Source organism: Myceligenerans salitolerans, from assembly GCF_017349295.1.
Taxonomy (GTDB): Bacteria; Actinomycetota; Actinomycetes; order Actinomycetales; family Cellulomonadaceae; genus Myceligenerans; species Myceligenerans salitolerans.
Genome location: NZ_JAFMPK010000047.1, coordinates 712,673 through 730,335 on the forward strand (window position 1 = coordinate 712,673; position 17,663 = coordinate 730,335).

Annotated in this window: 11 protein-coding genes; 8 read left to right on the forward strand and 3 right to left on the reverse strand. The window is 73.4% G+C overall.

What is annotated here, in order from left to right; genetic code table 11:
• Positions 1 to 226: 226 nt before the first annotated feature.
• The 4 genes from sepH to J0911_RS16750 all read left to right on the forward strand — a co-directional run bounded on the left by sepH (position 227) and on the right by J0911_RS16750 (position 4,441).
• The gene (sepH, locus tag J0911_RS16735; RefSeq protein WP_207276587.1) at positions 227 to 1,639 is read left to right on the forward strand and encodes a septation protein SepH; all 1,413 of its coding nucleotides are present in this window, start codon (positions 227 to 229) and stop codon (positions 1,637 to 1,639) included.
• A 111-nt stretch (positions 1,640 to 1,750) separates the two neighbouring features.
• Positions 1,751 to 2,335, forward strand: coding sequence for a DUF5998 family protein (locus J0911_RS16740; RefSeq protein ID WP_372434894.1), 585 nt, complete (start codon positions 1,751 to 1,753; stop codon positions 2,333 to 2,335).
• Positions 2,332 to 3,732 carry an alkaline phosphatase family protein gene (locus J0911_RS16745; protein WP_307865132.1) on the forward strand — a complete coding sequence of 467 codons (1,401 nt, stop codon included), beginning with the start codon at positions 2,332 to 2,334 and terminating at the stop codon, positions 3,730 to 3,732. The genes J0911_RS16740 and J0911_RS16745 overlap by 4 nt, the downstream gene beginning before the upstream one ends.
• A 22-nt stretch (positions 3,733 to 3,754) precedes the next feature.
• Positions 3,755 to 4,441 carry a thymidine kinase gene (locus J0911_RS16750; RefSeq protein ID WP_207276588.1) on the forward strand — a complete coding sequence of 229 codons (687 nt, stop codon included), beginning with the start codon at positions 3,755 to 3,757 and terminating at the stop codon, positions 4,439 to 4,441.
• 90 nt (positions 4,442 to 4,531) lie between these two features.
• Here the strand turns inward: J0911_RS16750 and J0911_RS16755 are convergent, their stop codons facing one another.
• Positions 4,532 to 7,426: a bifunctional acetate--CoA ligase family protein/GNAT family N-acetyltransferase gene (locus tag J0911_RS16755; RefSeq protein ID WP_207276589.1), complete on the reverse strand. Its 2,895-nt coding sequence runs from the start codon at positions 7,424 to 7,426 to the stop codon at positions 4,532 to 4,534.
• A 174-nt stretch (positions 7,427 to 7,600) separates the two neighbouring features.
• Between J0911_RS16755 and J0911_RS16760 the strand changes: the two genes are divergently transcribed.
• Together J0911_RS16760 and J0911_RS16765 are read left to right on the forward strand one after the other, a co-directional pair.
• On the forward strand, positions 7,601 to 10,078 hold the full coding sequence (locus J0911_RS16760) for a DNA gyrase/topoisomerase IV subunit A (RefSeq protein ID WP_207276590.1): 2,478 nt from the start codon (positions 7,601 to 7,603) through the stop codon (positions 10,076 to 10,078).
• A 75-nt stretch (positions 10,079 to 10,153) separates the two neighbouring features.
• Entirely contained in the window at positions 10,154 to 10,585 is a 432-nt protein-coding gene (locus J0911_RS16765) for a GNAT family N-acetyltransferase (RefSeq protein WP_207276591.1), read from the forward strand.
• Positions 10,586 to 10,597: 12 nt separating this feature from the next.
• Here the strand turns inward: J0911_RS16765 and J0911_RS16770 are convergent, their stop codons facing one another.
• The gene (locus J0911_RS16770) at positions 10,598 to 11,284 is read right to left on the reverse strand and encodes an HAD hydrolase-like protein (protein WP_307865133.1); all 687 of its coding nucleotides are present in this window, start codon (positions 11,282 to 11,284) and stop codon (positions 10,598 to 10,600) included.
• 179 nt (positions 11,285 to 11,463) lie between these two features.
• On the opposite strand from J0911_RS16770, the gene fgd reads away from it, so the two are divergent.
• Positions 11,464 to 12,465, forward strand: coding sequence for a glucose-6-phosphate dehydrogenase (coenzyme-F420) (fgd, locus tag J0911_RS16775; RefSeq protein ID WP_307865134.1), 1,002 nt, complete (start codon positions 11,464 to 11,466; stop codon positions 12,463 to 12,465).
• Between the two features lie 28 nt (positions 12,466 to 12,493).
• Here fgd and J0911_RS16780 read toward each other — a convergent pair whose 3' ends face one another.
• Positions 12,494 to 13,672 carry a GNAT family N-acetyltransferase gene (locus J0911_RS16780; RefSeq protein WP_207276592.1) on the reverse strand — a complete coding sequence of 393 codons (1,179 nt, stop codon included), beginning with the start codon at positions 13,670 to 13,672 and terminating at the stop codon, positions 12,494 to 12,496.
• 199 nt (positions 13,673 to 13,871) lie between these two features.
• Between J0911_RS16780 and metH the strand changes: the two genes are divergently transcribed.
• Positions 13,872 to 17,438, forward strand: a complete 3,567-nt coding sequence (metH, locus tag J0911_RS16785) for a methionine synthase (RefSeq protein ID WP_207276870.1) — start codon at positions 13,872 to 13,874, stop codon at positions 17,436 to 17,438.
• Positions 17,439 to 17,663 lie beyond the last annotated feature (225 nt).

A 17,663-nucleotide genomic window follows, 5' to 3' on the forward strand; every position in this document is an offset into this window, starting at 1 on the left:
CACGGAGGTTCCGGTGTTCACCCGGCAAGACCAGAGGAACCGTGGTATGACATCGCGAACCTGGTCAATCGTCCAGCGAATGACCGTCACCTGGAAGAGCCGGTCCCCCGCGCGCTCCGGGCGCCGAACCGCCGTCGGTGCCGGATTCCCGGCGCGCCTGTTGGTCGTATCGCGTGGATGATGGCAGTCTCGCAGGTGCACGCGAGCCCATGCGGAGGTAAAGACGATGGACGAGCTCGAGCTCGTACGGCTGCACGAGGACGGTGACCGCCTGGTCGTCATCGGTCCTGACGGCGCCGAGCACACGCTGCCCATCACGGACGCCCTCCGCGCCGCCGTGCGTGGTGACCGCCCGCGGATGGAGTCGATCCGCGCCGACGAGGAACTCGCCATGCGGCCGCGGGACATCCAGGCGCGGCTGCGCGCGGGCGCGACGGCCGACGGCCTCGCCGCCGAGTCGGGGATGCCCGCCGAGCAGATCCGCCGGTTCGAGTACCCGGTCATCTCCGAACGCGAGCACGCCGTCGGGCGTGTCCGCGCGAAGGCCGTGATGTCCGAGGACGGTGGCACGGCGACCATCGGCGACCTCGCCGACAAGCGCCTGCGGGAGCGTGGCAGCGACCCCGCCACCATCGTGTGGACGGCGACCCGCGAAGGCATCGCGCCGTGGGTCGTCACGCTGACGTTCACGGTCGACGCCGGCGAGCGGGTGGCGCGCTGGTCCTTCGACCCCCGCGGGGGTGCCGTGATCGCACTCGACGACGAGGCCCGCTGGCTCGCGCTGCCGGAGGACGACGGCGGCCCCGTCTCGCGGACCGTCACGACGCTGCCGCCCACGCGTGGCTACGGGCGGGCCACCGTCGTCGACGACGAGACCGACCTGCTGCTCGACGGCCTGTCCGAACGCCGGGGGCAGCGCCCTCAGCGCGGCCCCGAACCCGCCGACATCGATGCCGGGGAACTGGACCTCGACGACCTGTCGCCCCGGCGGCGCCGCCTCGACCCGGCCACGCCGGGGGCCGGGACGCCGCGGCCGGGAACCGAGCACTCCCGCCCGGGCACCCCGGGTACGCACGGGACAGGAACCCACGCCGTGACGGAGGACGGGTCCGCGAACGGGCCCGCAGGGCGTCCCGGGGCGGGGAACGGGCCCGACGAGGAGCAGCCCGCCCCGGCCGCCGTCGTCGACCTCGGCTCCCGGCGGGGCAAGCACAGCACCGAACAGCCACCGGAGGAGTCCGCCCCCGGGTCCACGCCGCCGGACGGGCGGCTGGAGTGGGACGGGCCGAGCCAGTGGGAGATCCCCGGTCCCGACAAGGACGAGGAGCGACGGCCCCGCACCGCGGCACTCCGCACCGGCGGGCCGCTCACCGGCGCCGTGCCCAAGGCGCTGCGGCCGGCGACCGCCCGGCCGGCCCCGCCCCCGCCCTCCGGCGGTGACGGGAGGACGGGCGGGCCGGAACCCGGGGTCCGGGGTCGCGCACCGGCCGGCGACGGGGCGGGTGACGGGTCGCAGCCCGCGGACGGCACAAGCGGCGACAAGGCGAAGCAGTCCGCGCGGCGTCGTTCGGCACGCCGCGGCCGCGCGCAGGTACCGAGCTGGGACGAGATCGTCTTCGGCTCGCGCCCTGAGGGCTGAGCGGCCGGAACCCGGGCCGGCGTCGGCCGTCCTCGCCCGTTCACCGGCAGCAATCCACAGGTGATGAGCACGAACTGGCCCTCATGTCCCGGTCGGTGGGACAATCACCCGGTGCCTACCGCCCCCGCCGCCGAGATGCGCAAGACGCTGAACACCCGCCTGCACCGTGCCGGTTACTACCCGCAGCTCGTCTCCGACCTGCTGGAGGTCGCGCTCGCCGGTGAAGACGTGGTGGCGCACCTGGTGCAGGCGGAGACCACGTTCGACTCCGAGGTGCGCCGGCACCTGACGGTCCTCGTCCTGACGCCCACGCGCCTGATCACCGCGCATGTCGACGACCAGCCCGCCGACGAGGACGACGGCCGCCCGGGTCAGGCCGCGGCGACGACGGAGGCCGTCCCGCTGAAGGAGGTCCGCTCCGTGGGCCTGACCCACATCATCGGGGAACCCGAGAAGCACCCGAACGGCGCGTCCCGGCTGGAACTGAACCTCGCCATCGGCTGGGGCGGCGCGCACCGCATCGATCTCGAGCCGGCCACGTGCACCGACCCGAACTGCACGGCGGACCACGGGCTGACCGGGCAGTCGCTGCCCGACGACGTCGTGGTGCGGGTGTCCTCGGCGGCCGAGGGCAACGACGCCGTCCGCGCCGCGACCGAGTTCGCCGAGGCGCTCTCCCGGGCCACCGCGGCGTGAGGCCGCGCACGGACACGTCCGGGCGGCCGCTCCCGGACGACCCGTCGGCCGGCCCGGACGATCACCCGGCCGACGGGGCCGGCGCCCGCCCGGACGGCCTGCCGGGTGACGGTACCGGCGCCCGAGCCGCCGATCTGCCCGCAGGTCTGGTCGCGCCGTCGTACGGCCTCGACGGTCTGGCCGCTGTGCTGCCCGCGGCGGCCGGAGCGCTCGGGCACGAACTCACCACCGCCACCGGCATCGACGCGCGCACCGCGGCCGGGCGCCTGGCAGGGGGGTTCGGCGCGGCCACCCGCTGCGTCGTCGTCGTCGTCGACGGCCTGGGCACGCACAACCTCTCCGACCGTGGCGGGCACGCCCCCACGATGCGCGGGCTGCTGCCCGACGCCCGCACGCTCACGTCCAGCTTCCCCAGCACGACGGCCGCGGCACTGGCGACCCTCGGCACGGGGACCGGCCCCGCCCGCACGGGGCTGCTCGGATACACGCAGCGGAACCCGGCCACCGGCGGGCTCGCCACGCTCGTGGCCTGGCAGGAGCAGTCCGACCCGTACCGTCGGGGGCCGCGGATGTCGCAGCCGCTCACCGTCGCCCCGCAGGACCTGCAGCGAGAGCCCACGGTGCTGGAGTCCCTCGCGGCGCGCGGGGTCGACGTGAGCGCGCCCGGACCTCAGAAGTACGACAACTCCGGCATGACGTCCGCGGCGCTGCGCGGGCCCCGGTACGTGGTGACCGGCAACCGGTTCGCCGACGCCGTCGACGCCACCGTCGCGGCACTGCGTGCGCGGGACGGTGCGGACAACCGGCTCGTCTACCTGTACCAGGCCGCGGTGGACAAGGCGGGCCACAAACACGGCTGGGCGTCGTCCCAATGGGGGGACGCCCTGGAGGACACCGACCGCGAGCTGCGCCGCCTGCTGCGCAGCGTGCCGCGTGGCACGCTCGTGCTGGTCACGGCGGACCACGGCCAGGTCGCCACGACTCCGTCGCGGCAGCACGACGTCGCGGCCGACGCGGCGCTGTCAGAGGGCGTCGCGCTGCTCGGTGGCGAGCCCCGGGCCCTGCACGTCTACACCCGGGACGGCGTGGAACCGGCCGACGTCGCCGCGCGCTGGACCGACCGGCTCGGCGAGGACGCCGTCGTCCGGCTGCGCGACGACGCCGTGCGCCAAGGCTGGTTCGGTCCGGCGGCAGGTCCCGGGTCGGACGTCCCGGAGCACGTCCGCCGGATCATCGGCGACGTCGTCGTCGCCACGACTGGAGGTGAGGACGGCTCGGGTGCCGCGACCGTGGTCGACTCCCGGCTGCACTCCGCCGACGCCCGCGCCATGCCCGGTGTGCACGGTTCGCTCACCCCGTACGAGATGCACGTGCCGCTGCTGGTCGCGGTGGCCTGACCCGAACCCCGCGAGGAGCATCGTGGCCGAGCTCGTCTTCTTCACCGGCACCATGGACTCCGGCAAGTCCACCCTGGCGCTGCAGACCGACCACAACTACACCGCACGCGGCCGGCGCGGCCTGATCTTCACGCGCGGGGACCGCGCGGGGACGGCACGGCTGTCCAGCCGTCTCGGACTGGAGGTGAACGCCCGCGAGGTGCTCGACGGCACCGACTTCTGGGCCGAGGTGCGCGCCGAGCGGCACGCGGGCCGTGCCGTCGACCACCTCGTCTGCGACGAGGCGCAGTTCTACTCTCCACGGCAGGTCGAGCAGCTCGCGCGCCTCGTCGACGAGACCGAGATCGACGTCTTCGCGTTCGGCATCACGACCGACTTCCGCACCCGCCTGTTCCCCGGGTCGGCACGGCTGTTCGAGCTGGCCGACCGGATCGAGGTGCTCCAGGTGCAGGCCCTGTGCTGGTGCGGCGCACGGGCCACGCACAACGCCCGCACGGTCGACGGCGTCATGGTGACCGAGGGCGACCAGGTCGTCATCGGTGACACGGCGGACGACGGGAACGACGGCGGGAACGACGGCACCGGCGCGGCGACCGCCGGCGCGGCGGCCGTGGCCTACGAGGTGCTCTGCCGCCGTCACCACATGCGCCGCATGACGGCGGCCACGGCCCGGCGCCGCAGCACGGCGGACGAGTCGCTCTGGGCGTAGCGGCTCGCTGCGGGCGTGGCCGCGGCCGGGGACCAGACGCTCACGGTCTCCTGGCGCTCGACCGGAGACCCGTCCGCCACGGAGCTGCGCCTACTCCGGAAGGGACCGGCGCAGCGGGTCGGTGCGGCGGCCGGCCGGGCGCAGGCGGACCGTGGCGTGCAGGACGGACGCGCCGTGCTCGGCCACCGTCACCGGGTAGAGCTCCAGCGACGCGAGTTCGGGGAGGTCGTCCGCCATGACCGACACCCTCGACAGCACGTCCTCGAGCGCGGCCACGTCCGCCGTCGGGGCGCCCTGGTAGCCGAACAGCCGTGGCGCCGTGCGCACACCCCGCACCATCCGGGCCACGTCCACGTCGGTCAGCGGCGGCACCCCGTGCGAGACGTCGTCGAGCAGGTCGGTCGCGTCTCCCGCGAGCCCGAACGACACCACCGGCCCGAACAGGTCGTCCTCCCGGCTCCGGATCACGCACGCCACACCGGGCGGGGCCATGGCCTGGACCTCGAGCGCCGGGTCGACGGCGGGCACCAGGGAGCCGGCCGCGGCCTGCATCCGCGCCGCGTCGGCACGCAGCTCCGACTCCTCCGCGATGTCGAGCTTCACCCCGCCCAGGTCCGCGCGATGGCGCAGCGCCGGCGTCGCGATCTTGAGGGCCACCGGCCAGCCGATCTCGCGCGCGGCGTCCACCGCCTCGTCCGCGGAACGGACCGTGCGCGCCGTCCACACCCGGATCCCGTAGCAGGCGAGCAGCTCCGCGGCGCGGCCGTCGTCGAGCGGCATCTCCTGCCCGCTGCCGGCGAGCGCGGCCTCCACCAGCTCGCGCGCGCGGGCACGGTCGACGCCCTCCGGACGCACCGGTGCCCCGTGGTCCTGCTCCCGCCAGCGGGCGTAGCGGACGACGGCGCCCAGCGCCCAGACCGCGTCCTCGGGGGTGGAGAACGCCGGGACCCGTACGCCGTCGCCGGTGAGCGACGTGCCGGACGGAGCGTGCCGCGGGTCCGGGTTCTCGTCCGGAGCGGAGGCGACGGCGTCCGCGGCCGGGTACGGCGCGCGGAGCACCTCCGGCATACCGTGCAGCCCGAGCATGCTGGCCACCGTGGTGCGGCCGGTCCGGGCCGCCGCGGCCGCGACGGCGCGCGCGATCCCGTCGGACCGCGGGACGACGACCGGGACGTCCACGACGACGACGGCGTCACAGGCATCGGGCGCGTACAGCGTCTCGACGGCACGCGCGACGTCCTCGTCGGACGCGCCGGGCCGGAGCGCGACCGCCTCGCGGACGTCCAGGCCCGCGGCCCCGCACGCTTCGGACACCAGCGTGAGCAGGGTGGGCGACCCCGCGAGGATGCCCACGCGCCTCCCGCGCGGGAGCGGCTGATGCGCCGCGACCTGCGCGACGTCCATGAGCTGGTGGGTGTTCTCGGCCCGGATCACGCCCGACTGGGTCAGCACCTCGTCGAGCATCCGGCGCGGCGCCCGCGTGCTCCGCACCACGTGCCCCGGCGGCACCACGTGCCCGGACCGCCCCGCGACCACCACGACCACCGGCTTGCGCGCGGCGAGCCGGCGCGCGACACGCGAGAACTTGCGCGGGTTGCCGAGCGTCTCCAGGTAGAGGCAGACGACGCCCGTGGTGGGGTCGTCCTGCCAGTACTGCATCAGGTCGTTGCCCGAGACGTCCGCCCGGTGTCCCGCCGACACCAGCGCCGAGACGCCGAGACCACGGCGCACGACCGTCTTCGCGAGCGTGACCGCGGCCGGGGCCGACTGGCAGAAGAGTCCCACCACCCCGTCGGGCGGGGCGTGCTCCGCCAGCGACGCCCGCAGGCGGGCGCCGGGCGCGTTCGTGACGAGTCCGTACGACGCCGGTCCCACGACCCGCATCCCCGCCCCGTGCGCCACCCGCAGCAGCTCGCGCTGGCGGGCCAGCCCTTCCGGCCCGGTCTCCGCGTACCCCGCCGAGAGCACGACGACGCCTCGGGCGCCCCGGACGGCCGCACGCCGCACCGCCTCGGTCGCCCGGTCGGGCGGGGCGGCCACGAGCAGGAGATCGATGTCGCCGACATCGTCCCAGGACGCCGCGGGAACGACGGCCGGCGACGACACGGCCGGTGTGGGCGGGGCCTCCGGCGCGGACCCGGCCGCCGCCGCGGGCTCGCCCGGCCCGGCCGTCTCCCCCGCCACTCCCAGCACGGTCAGTACGGTGTCTCCGGGATCCGTGCGGTGCGACGCGACGACCCGGGCCGCCTGCAGGGCCTCCAGGGAGTGGTGCGGGTCCGCCTCACCGTCGTCGTCCCCGATGCGGGCGGGCCCGACGAGCAGGACACGGCGGGCACCGAGCAGGCCGGCCATCGACACGGCCTCGGCCCGGTGCTCCCGGTCGGCCATGACCTCACGTGAGCGGTCGGTGGGGTCGAGGCCGATACCGACGTGCACGAAGCCGTCGTCGAGATGCTGCTCGACGGCGTAGCCCGCCTCGCGGAACACGCCGAGCATGGCGCGGTTCTGGGGCAGCACCTCGGCGACGAAGCGACGGACGCCCCGCTCGCGGGCGGCGTCCGCGACGTGCTCCAGGAGGACGGATCCGAGACCGCGGCCCTGCACGGAGTCGGCGATGTTGAACGCGACCTCGGCGGTCCGGGGCCCCGGACCGGGAACGACGTCGAACCGTGCGACGCCCAGGATCTCCTCGCCGTCGGACAACTCGCTCGCCGGGCGGACGGCGACCAGTGCGACGCGGTCGGTGTGGTCCACCGTGACGAACTGCCGCAGCATCCGCTCCGGGATGCGGTTCAGCGCCGCGAAGAAGCGGAGGTAGACCGAGCGCTCGGACTGGGCCATGTGGAAGCGCTGCAGGGCGTCCGCGTCGTCCGGACGGATGGGGCGCAGGTGGGTGGTGCTTCCGTCGCGGAGCACGACGTCGGCCTCCCACTCCACCGGGTACGGGACCTGGCTCCCCTCCGCGCCTACGGCGTCGTCGCTCACACGGCAAGGCTAACCACACCTGGCGGTCCTCCGGGTGCGCTCGCACGGGATCACTCCGGTGTCGATACGCGGGAGTGTCGGTGAGCCCATGTAGGTTTGGCCCTGTCACCGAGCCGCCCGCACGGGCTGCCACGACGTCCCCGACCCCACCAGTCCGCAGGAGCCCGAAGAAGAATGGCCCGTAAGCCGTCGTCCGCCCCGCTCGACGAGAGCGAGATCCACGAGACGATCGTCGACATCGACGTCTCGGCGGAGATGGAGTCCTCGTTCCTCGAGTACGCGTACTCCGTGATCTACAGCCGCGCCCTGCCGGACGCGCGCGACGGCCTCAAGCCGGTGCAGCGCCGCATCCTCTACATGATGGCGGACATGGGGCTGCGCCCCGACCGCGCCCACGTGAAGTCGTCCCGCGTGGTCGGCGAGGTCATGGGGAAGCTGCACCCCCACGGCGACACGGCCATCTACGAGGCCCTCGTGCGGCTCGCGCAGGACTTCTCGCTGCGGCTGCCGCTGGTGGACGGTCACGGCAACTTCGGCTCGCTCGACGACGGCCCCGCGGCCCCCCGGTACACGGAGGCCCGGCCCGCGGCGTCGGCCACGGCGATGACGGCGGACCTGGACGAGGACGTCGTCGACTTCGTACCGAACTACGACAACAAGCTCACCCAGCCCGAGGTGCTGCCGTCGGCGATCCCGAACCTGCTGGTCAACGGTGCGTCCGGGATCGCGGTCGGCATGGCGACGAACATGCCGCCGCACAACCTCGTCGAGGTCGTCGCCGCCGCACAGCACCTGCTGAAGAACCCGGACGCCACGCTCGAGGACGTGCAGCGGTTCGTGCCGGGGCCGGACCTGCCGAGCGGCGGCAAGATCGTCGGGCTCGAGGGCATCCGCGACGCCTACCGCACGGGCCGGGGCACGTTCCGCACGCGAGCGACCGCGCGCATCGAGAACGTGACGCCGCGGCGGCGCGGCATCGTGGTGACCGAACTGCCCTACGCCGTGGGGCCGGAGAAGGTGATCGAGAAGATCGCCGACGGCGTCAAGGCCAAGAAGATCCAGGGCGTCACCGCCGTGCAGGACCTCACCGACCGGACGCACGGTATGCGGCTGGTCGTCGAGGTGAAGGCGGGCTTCGACCCCGAGGCCGTCCTGGAGCAGCTCTACCGCACCACGCCGCTCGAGGACACGTTCGGCATCAACAACGTCTCGCTCGTGGACGGGCAGCCGCGCACGCTCGGGCTGCTGGACCTGTTGCGCGTGTGGGTGAACCATCGCGTGGACGTCGTCCGGCGGCGGTCGCAGTTCCGCCTGACGAAGCGCCAGGAGCGGCTGCACCTGGTCGAGGGCCTGCTCGTCGCGATCCTCGACATCGACGAGGTGATCCAGGTCATCCGCTCGTCGGACGACGCCGCCGTGGCGCGGGAGCGTCTGATGAGCGTGTTCGACCTCTCGGAGGCGCAGGCGGCCTACATCCTCGACCTCCAGCTGCGCCGCCTGACCAAGTTCTCGCGGATCGAGCTGGAGAAGGAGCAGGAGGAGCTGCGGCTGGAGATCGCGAAGCTGGAGGAGATCCTCGGCTCCGAGAAGGTGCTGCACCGGCTCGTGTCGAAGGAGATGGGCGAGGTCGCCAAGACGTACGGCACGCCGCGTCGCACGATCCTGCTCGACGCCGAGGGCGGCAGCGTCGGCTCGGCCGCCCCGGCGGCACGCGGCAAGAAGGGCGCGCTGGACGACCTGAACCTGGAGATCGCCGACTCCCCCACCCGGGTGGTGCTGTCCGCGACGGGCCTGCTGGCCCGGCTGACCGACGACGCCCCCGTGTCACGCGAGGGCAACCGCGCCGCCCACGACGCGCTGCGCGCCGACTGCGCCGCCACCACGCGCGGCGACATCGCGCTGGTCACGTCGCGTGGTCGTGCGCTGCGCGTTCCCGTGGTCGAGCTGCCGACCCTGCCCCCCACGGAAGGTGCGCCGTCGTTGTCCGGCGGGCTGCCGCTGTCCGAACTCGTGGATCTCGCCCCGGACGAGACGGTCCTGGGGCTGCTCTCCCTCGCGGAGGGCGCCCCCACCCTCGCGCTCGGCACCGCCGCGGGCGTGGTGAAGCGCGTGACGAGCACCGACGTACCGAAGAACGGCGACGACTGGACGGTCATCGGGCTCAAGGACGGCGACGAGGTGGTCGGCACCGCGCTGGTGACGGACGACGACGAGCTGGTGTTCGTCTCCTCGGACTCCTCGCTGCTGCACTTCCCGGCCTCCGTGGTGCGGCCACAGGGCAGGTCGGGCGGCGGTGTCGCGGGCATCAAGCTCGCCGCCGACCAGAAGGTCGTGTTCTTCGGCGCGGTCCGGGCCGGGACCTCGGCGTCGGTCGTGACGATCGCGGGTGCGGCGGGCGCGCTGCCGGGCGTGGAGGCCGGAATGGGCAAGGTGACGCCGTTCGAGCTCTACCCGGGCAAGGGGCGCGCCACCGGCGGTGTCCGCTCGCAGCGGTTCCTGAAGGGGTTCGACGGCCTGGTCCTGGCCTGGGTCGGTGCGGCTCCGCCGCGGGCTCTCGGCGCGGGCGGGCAGCCGGTGGACCTCCCGGAGGTCGACGAGCGCCGCGACGGCTCGGGCACGCCCATGGAGACCCCGGTCACGGTGGTCGGCTGACGGACGCGGTCCCCGCCCGTCCGTCGTCCGGGTACTTCCTCGCCCGCATCCCCGGCACGTGATTGACTGCCGGGCATGGTCACCGACGAGTCGCAGTACGAGTTCTCCGCGGACGCGGGGCGGATCGATCCGGCCCGCGTCCACGCGCTGCTGACCGAGCACGCCTACTGGGCTGCCGGCCGGTCGCGCGAGGTGCAGGACGCCGCGATCGCCGGATCGCGCAACTACGGCGTGTACGCGCGGGACGCCGGCACGCTCGTCGCCTACGCCCGCGTCGTGACGGACGGCGCGACCTTCGCCTGGCTCGCCGACGTCGTGGTGGATCCCGCCCACCGCCGTCGCGGACTCGCCCGTCTCCTCGCCGAGGGGATCACCGCCGAACTGGACCGGCTCGGGGTGGCGCGCACCCTGCTCCGTGCCTCCGGCGAGGGCCGCGCCCTCTACGAGGACCTCGGCTGGAAGTCCGTGGACGAGCCCGATGCCTGGATGGCCCGCTACCACGGCTGAGCACCGCCGGACTCAGCCCAGCAGGAGCCCGCGCAGCTCCTCGGGCGTGCCGGCGACGGCCGCCACGCCCGCTTCCTCGAGCTCGCCGGGTTCGCCGTAGCCCCAGGCCACGCCGATGGCGGGGATCCCGTTCGCGGCGGCGGCGTGCACGTCGTGCTCCCGGTCACCGACCATGACCGCGGCGGCGCCGGCCTGGTCGCCGCCGGACGCGGCGAGCGCCCGGGCCACGACCTTCTCCTTCCCGGTGTGCTCCCCCGCGCCCTCCATGGCCGGCCCGAACACGGAGTCGAGGCCCGCGGACAGGTACCGGTGCAGGCCGAAGTGCTCGACGATCGGGCGGGCCAGCGGCTGCGGCTTGGCGGTGGCCACGACGAGCGTCGTCCCGGCGGCGCGCAGGGCGGCGAGAAGGCCGGGGACGCCGTCGAACACGGCGTTGTCGTACATGCCGCCGGCCTCGAGCTCGCGCCGGTAGACGGTGACGACGGCCTCGGCCTGGTCGTGGGTGAGTCCGAGGCGGGCGAGGGAGAGCCCGAGGGGCGGGCCGACGAACCGGCGCAGGCGGGCGTCGTCCGGCACCGGGATCCCGGTCTCCGTGAAGGCGGTACGCAGGCAGGCCATGATGCCGGGAGCCGAGTCGGTGAGGGTTCCGTCCAGGTCCAGAAGGACGTGTGTGGGGCGGTCGGGCAGCGTGGTGGTCACGGACCGAGCGTACGGTGCGCCGATGTCCCGCAGGCACCGTCGCCCCGGTCGAGCAGGCCGTACATGCTCGGTGTCGTCGCAGGTCACGACGCCGGGGGCCGTGGCGGCCCGGAGCACGCGCCGCGAGGGTGACCGTGGTCTCAGTGTCGATGTCGGCCTCGGGGCGTAAGGTCGCGGATGTGACTCTCAAGATCGGCTACAAGGCATCCGCAGAGCAGTTCGGTCCCCGGGACCTGGTGGATTTCACGGTTCTCGCCGAAGAGGCCGGACTGGACAGCGCATGGATCTCGGACCACTTCCTGCCCTGGCGCGTCAACGGGGGGCATGCGCCGTCGGCCCTGGCGTGGCTGGGCGCGGCGGGCGAGCGGACGGAACGGATCACGCTCGGCACGAGCGTGATGACTCCCACGTTCCGGTACAACCCGGCGGTGGTCGCGCAGACGTTCGCGACGCTGGCGCTGCTCACCGAGGGGCGCGTCGTGCTGGGTGTGGGCTCGGGCGAGGCGCTGAACGAGATCGCGGTGAGCGGGCGCGAGTGGCCGGAGTTCAAGGAGCGGTTCGCACGGCTGCGGGAGGCCGTCGCGCTGATGCGGCGGCTGTGGACCGAGGAGTCGGTGGACCACGACGGCGACTACTACACGCTGGTGGGCGCGACGATCTACGACCGGCCGGAGCGGCCGGTCCCGGTGTACGTCGCGGCCGGGGGTCCGATGGTCGCCCGGTACGCGGGCCGTGCGGGCGACGGCTTCATCTGCACGTCCGGCAAGGGCATGGACCTGTACACCGAGAAGCTCCTGCCCGGGGTGGCCGAGGGGGCCGCGAAGGCGGAGCGCGACGTGGCCGGCATCGACAAGGTGCTGGAGCTGAAGATCTCCTACGACCGGGACCCGGTCGCGGCGCGCGAGAACACGCGGTTCTGGGCGCCGCTCTCGCTCACCCCGGAGCAGAAGCACAGCGTCACCTCGGCGCAGGAGATGGAACGGCTGGCCGACGAGCTGCCGATCGAGCAGATCGCGAAGCGCTGGATCGTCGCGTCCGAACCAGAGGAGGCGGTGGAGATGATCAAGCCGTATCTCGACGCGGGCCTCAACCACCTGATGGTCCACGGACCGGGCCACGACCAGCGGCGCTTCCTGACCCAGTTCGGCGAGGACGTCCTGCCGCTCCTGCGGCGGTTGTGAGCGGGTGCGGCTCGTGGGTGCCCGCCGGTCAGAGGTCGATGGCGAGCATCCGTGAGCCGCCCTGCTTCTCGTAGCCGAGCGTGGCGTACAGGCCGACCGCTCCCGACGGGTTCTCGGTATCGACGTCGAGGACGGCGTACCGCATGCCGTCGTCGGCCATCGCTCGCATCCCGGCCGCCATCACCGTCGGCGCGAGACCGCGCCCCCGGTAGGCACGGCGCACGCCGACGTTGTCGGAGTACCCGAACGTGAAGCCGCGCACCTCGAAGTCCTCGACGTACTTCGAGGCGATCTGGTAGGCCACGACCAGCGGCTCCCCCGCCCGCAGGGCGGCCGCGGTCTCGTCGTCGGTGTCCGGGGAGGCGAGCAGCGCGGCGACGTCCGGTGCGTCGTCGACGACGACGTACGTCCAGGCCGGCATGAACGCCGTGCGGTCCTCCGCCCAGGTCTCGCGTGTCTGGGGCTGGCTCCCCCAGTGGTCCCGGAACGCGTCGTTCCGTGCGAGCCGGGTCGGCTCGTCCAGTTCGGGCGTCCACCGGACGAGCCGCAGCGTGCCGCCCGACGGCGGGGCGCTCACCGGTGGGATCGGCTCCGACAGGTCGCGGCGCAGGTCGGAGTAGTACCGTCGCGCGGCGAACCCTGCCCGCTCGAAGGTGTGCCCCAGGGTCTCGGGTGCGTCGTCCTCCATGTACACGGCGAGCCAGGCCGGGACCTGCCGGTCCGCGAGCGCCGACGCCGCGAGCTTCTGCCGCCCGCGGGCGATCTGCCAGGCGAGCAGTTCGCGCCCGATGCCCTCACCGCGCCGGTCGGGGTGGACGCCGCCCTGGAGGATGGCTCGTGCCACGGTCTCGTCGGCGGGTGGTGTGTGGACGTCGGCGAACGCGCGGAGCGTGCCGGTGTCGTCGGACCCGAGGAGGAAGTCCCGGTCGAGGTCGCGGTAGGGAGCGGCGAGGCGTTCCTCGATCTCGGGGAGGGACCAGCGGAAGGGGGCGTTGTCGGCCGCGGCGAGCTCGTTCAGGATCGTGAGGACGGCCTGCGCGTCCTCGCGGCGAGCGCCGCGCCAGGTGAGTCCGCCGGCCGTGACGGCGGGCAGGGTCGCGGGTGCGGCGGCCCGCTCCGCGACCGTGCGGGTCGGCGGCGCCGGGTCGGAGGTCCCGGCGGGCGCGCTGGTGGTGGTCGCGGGTTCGACCGCGTCGGCGGTACTCATGCGGTCCACGCTAGGCGGAGCGGCCGCCGTCGGTCACCGGATTTTCCGGGAGCTCGACGGAGTACAGGGGTTCCCGCACGTCCGGCGGCGCCGTCGTGCGACCACCACGGTTCCAGCCCCCGGTCCGCCTCTCCCCTGCCGACGGCCGCGGGTTACGCTGCGATTCGTGAGTGCTCCCTCCGCTGCCCCGGTCCTGCCCATGCCCGAGCGGGCGGCCGCCCTGCTCGACGCCATGCGCGAGCGCGTGGTCGTGGCCGACGGCGCGATGGGCACGATGATCCAGCAGGCGAACCCCACCCTGGCGGACTACCAGGACATGGAGGGCTGCAACGAGATCCTCACGGTGACCCGGCCGGACCTGATCGCGGGGATCCACGACGCCTTCCTGGAGGTGGGCGTGGACGCCGTCGAGACCAACACGTTCGGCGCCAACTGGTCCAACCTGTCGGACTACGGCATCGACGACCGCATCCGCGAGCTGGCCCGTGCCGGTGCGGCCCTGGCCCGTGAGCGCGCCGACGCCCACACCACCGAGGACCATCCCCGCTGGGTCCTGGGCTCGATGGGCCCGGGCACGAAGCTGCCGAGCCTGGGCCACACCACGTACGCGCACCTGCGCGACACGTTCGCGGAGCAGGCGGCGGGCCTCCTGGAGGGCGGCGCGGACGCGATCCTCGTCGAGACGAGCCAGGACCTGCTCCAGACGAAGGCGGCGATCGCGGGGTCGCGGCAGGCGATGGCCGAGGTCGGGCACCGCGTCCCGATCCTCGCGTCGGTGACGGTGGAGACCACGGGCACGATGCTCATGGGTTCGGAGATCGGTGCGGCGCTCACCACGCTGCAGGCGGTGGGCGTGGACGCGATCGGCCTGAACTGCGCGACGGGCCCGGACCAGATGAGCGAGCACCTGCGCCACCTGGCACGGCACGCGGAGATGCCGGTGATGTGCCAGCCGAACGCGGGCCTGCCCGAGCTCGGTCCCCACGGCGCCACCTACCCCCTCACGCCCGAGGAGCTGGCCGCCGCGCACGAGCAGTTCACCCGCGAGTTCGGGCTGGGCCTGGTGGGCGGCTGCTGCGGCACGACGCCGGAGCACCTGCGCCGGGTGGTCGACGTCGTGCGCGGCAACGCCCTGCCGGACCGCCGGCCCGAGCGGGAGAACGGCGTCGCCTCCCTCTACTCCCACACCGACCTGCATCAGGACGCCTCGTACCTGGCGATCGGCGAGCGCACGAACGCGAACGGGTCCAAGGCGTTCCGTGAGGCGATGCTGGAGTCCCGGTGGGACGACATCGTCGACATCGCCCGTGCGCAGACCCGCGACGGCGCGCACCTGCTGGACGTGTGCGTGGACTACGTGGGGCGCGACGGCGTGGCCGACGTGCGCGAGGTGGTCTCGCGCCTGGCCAGTGCGTCGACGCTGCCGCTGGTGATCGACTCGACCGAGCCGGACGTGATCCGCGCGGGCCTGGAGCTGCTCGGCGGGCGCGGCGTCGTGAACTCGGTGAACTTCGAGGACGGCGACGGGCCGGAGTCACGCTTCGCCCGCATCATGCCGGCCGTCGTCGAGCACGGGGCCGCCGTCGTCGCGCTCACGATCGACGAGGAGGGGCAGGCCCGCACGTGCGAGGGCAAGGTGGCGATCGCGACCCGCCTCATCGAGACGCTCACGACGCGGTGGGGCATGCGCGTGGACGACATCATCGTCGACTGCCTCACCTTTCCCATCGCGACCGGCCAGGAGGAGACGCGCCGCGACGCCATCGAGACGATCGAGGCGATCCGCGAGATCACGCGCCGCTACCCCGGCGTGCACACGACGCTGGGCGTGTCGAACGTGTCGTTCGGGCTGAACCCGGCCGCGCGTACGGTACTGAACTCGGTGTTCCTGCACGAGGCCACCGAGGCGGGCCTGGACAGCGCCATCGTGCACGCGGCGAAGATCCTGCCGCTGGCCTCCATCCCGGACGAGCAGCGCGAGGTGGCGCTCGACCTGGTCTGGGACCGGCGCCGGTACGACGAGTCCGGGGAGCTGACCTATGACCCGCTGGCCCGCCTGCTGGAACTGTTCGAGGGCGTCGACACCGCCGCCATGCGCGACGCGCGCGCCGCGGAGCTCGCCGCCCTGCCGGTCGGCGAGCGGCTGGCCCGCCGCATCATCGACGGCAACCGCAAGGGCTTGGACGACGACGTCGAGCAGGCGCTCGGGGACGGCATGAAGGCGCTCGACATCGTCAACGACCACCTGCTGGAAGGCATGAAGGTGGTGGGCGAGCTGTTCGGCAAGGGCGAGATGCAGCTCCCGTTCGTGCTGCAGAGCGCCGAGGTGATGAAGGCCGCCGTCGCGCTGCTGGAACCGCACATGGAGAGGGTCGAGGGCGATTCCGGGTCGAAGGGCACGATCGTGCTGGCGACCGTGCGCGGCGACGTGCACGACATCGGCAAGAACCTCGTCGACATCATCCTCACCAACAACGGGTACACCGTGGTGAACATCGGCATCAAGCAGCCGATCTCCGCCATGATCGAGGCTGCCGAGGAACACGGCGCCGACGTCATCGGCATGTCGGGGCTGCTGGTGAAGTCGACGGTGGTGATGAAGGAGAACCTGGAGGAGCTGTCCTCGCGCGGTCTGGCGAAGCGATGGCCGATCCTGCTCGGCGGAGCGGCGCTCACCCGCACGTACGTCGAGGACGACCTCGCCGGCATGTTCGACGGCACGGTCCGCTACGCGCGCGACGCGTTCGAGGGCCTGCGGCTCATGGAACCGCTGGTCAAGGTCGCGCGCGGGGCGTCGCCGGACGACGTCGGGCTGCCGGCGCTGCGCACCCGCCGGCACAACGTGGTCAAGGTGACCGAGACGGCGGTGGAGGACCTGCCGGAGCGGTCCGACGTCGCGACGGACAACCCGGTGCCCGAGCCGCCGTTCTGGGGCACACGCATCGTCAAGGGCCTGCAGCTCGCCGACTATGCCGCGTTCCTGGACGAGCGGGCGACGTTCATGGGGCAGTGGGGGTTGAAGCCGGGGCGTTCGGCCGACGGCGCCTCCTACGAGGAACTGGTGGAGACCGAGGGCCGCCCGCGGCTGAAGGAGTGGCTGGACCGGATCCGCACCGAGCAGATCCTCGACCCGACCGTGGTGTACGGGTACTTCCCGGTGTGGTGCGAGGGGGACGACGTCGTCGTCGCGCACCACGGGCCCGGCCTGGCCGGGCTGACCGCGCCCGACGGCGGGTCCGGCGGCTCGCTCGGAACGGAACGCCTGCGGTTCACCTTCCCCCGGCAGCGCCGGGACCGGCACCTGTGCCTGGCCGACTTCGTGAAGCCGCGCTCGTGGGTCGAGGAGACGGGACGGTACGACGTGTTGCCCGTGCAGCTCGTCACCGTGGGCGACACGGTGGCCGCGCACACGGCGAAACTGTTCGAGGGAAACCACTACCGCGAGTACATGGAGCTGCACGGCCTGTCCGTGCAGCTCACCGAGGCGCTGGCGGAGTTCTGGCACTCGCGCGTGCGCGGCGAGCTCGGGTACGCCGACGAGGAACCGGCCGACGTCGAGGGCATGTTCAAGCTGGAGTACCGCGGGGCGCGCATGTCGCTCGGGTACCCGGCGTGCCCGGACATGGAGGACCGGCGCAAGGTGATGGAGCTGCTGCGGGCCGAGCGGGTGGGCGTGGAGCTGAGTGACGAGCTGCAGCTGCATCCGGAGCAGAGCACGGATGCGCTGGTGTTTCATCATCCGGAGTGCAAGTACTTCTCGGTGTGACTTCCGGGGGTGTCGGCGTCCGCCCTGGTGGAACCCGTTCTGGCTGGTCAGAACCCCGGGCGGATCGCCGGGACTCCCGTACCCAGGCGTCGCTGGGCGTACCTCAGCGTACCAATCCGTGTCGCATTCGTGTCAGGATCCGGGGCTTCGGGATCGGGACTCGGGGGCGTGGCATGCATCGAAGCTCTGACCTGCGCAGATGCTTCATTGGCTGGCACGAATGGG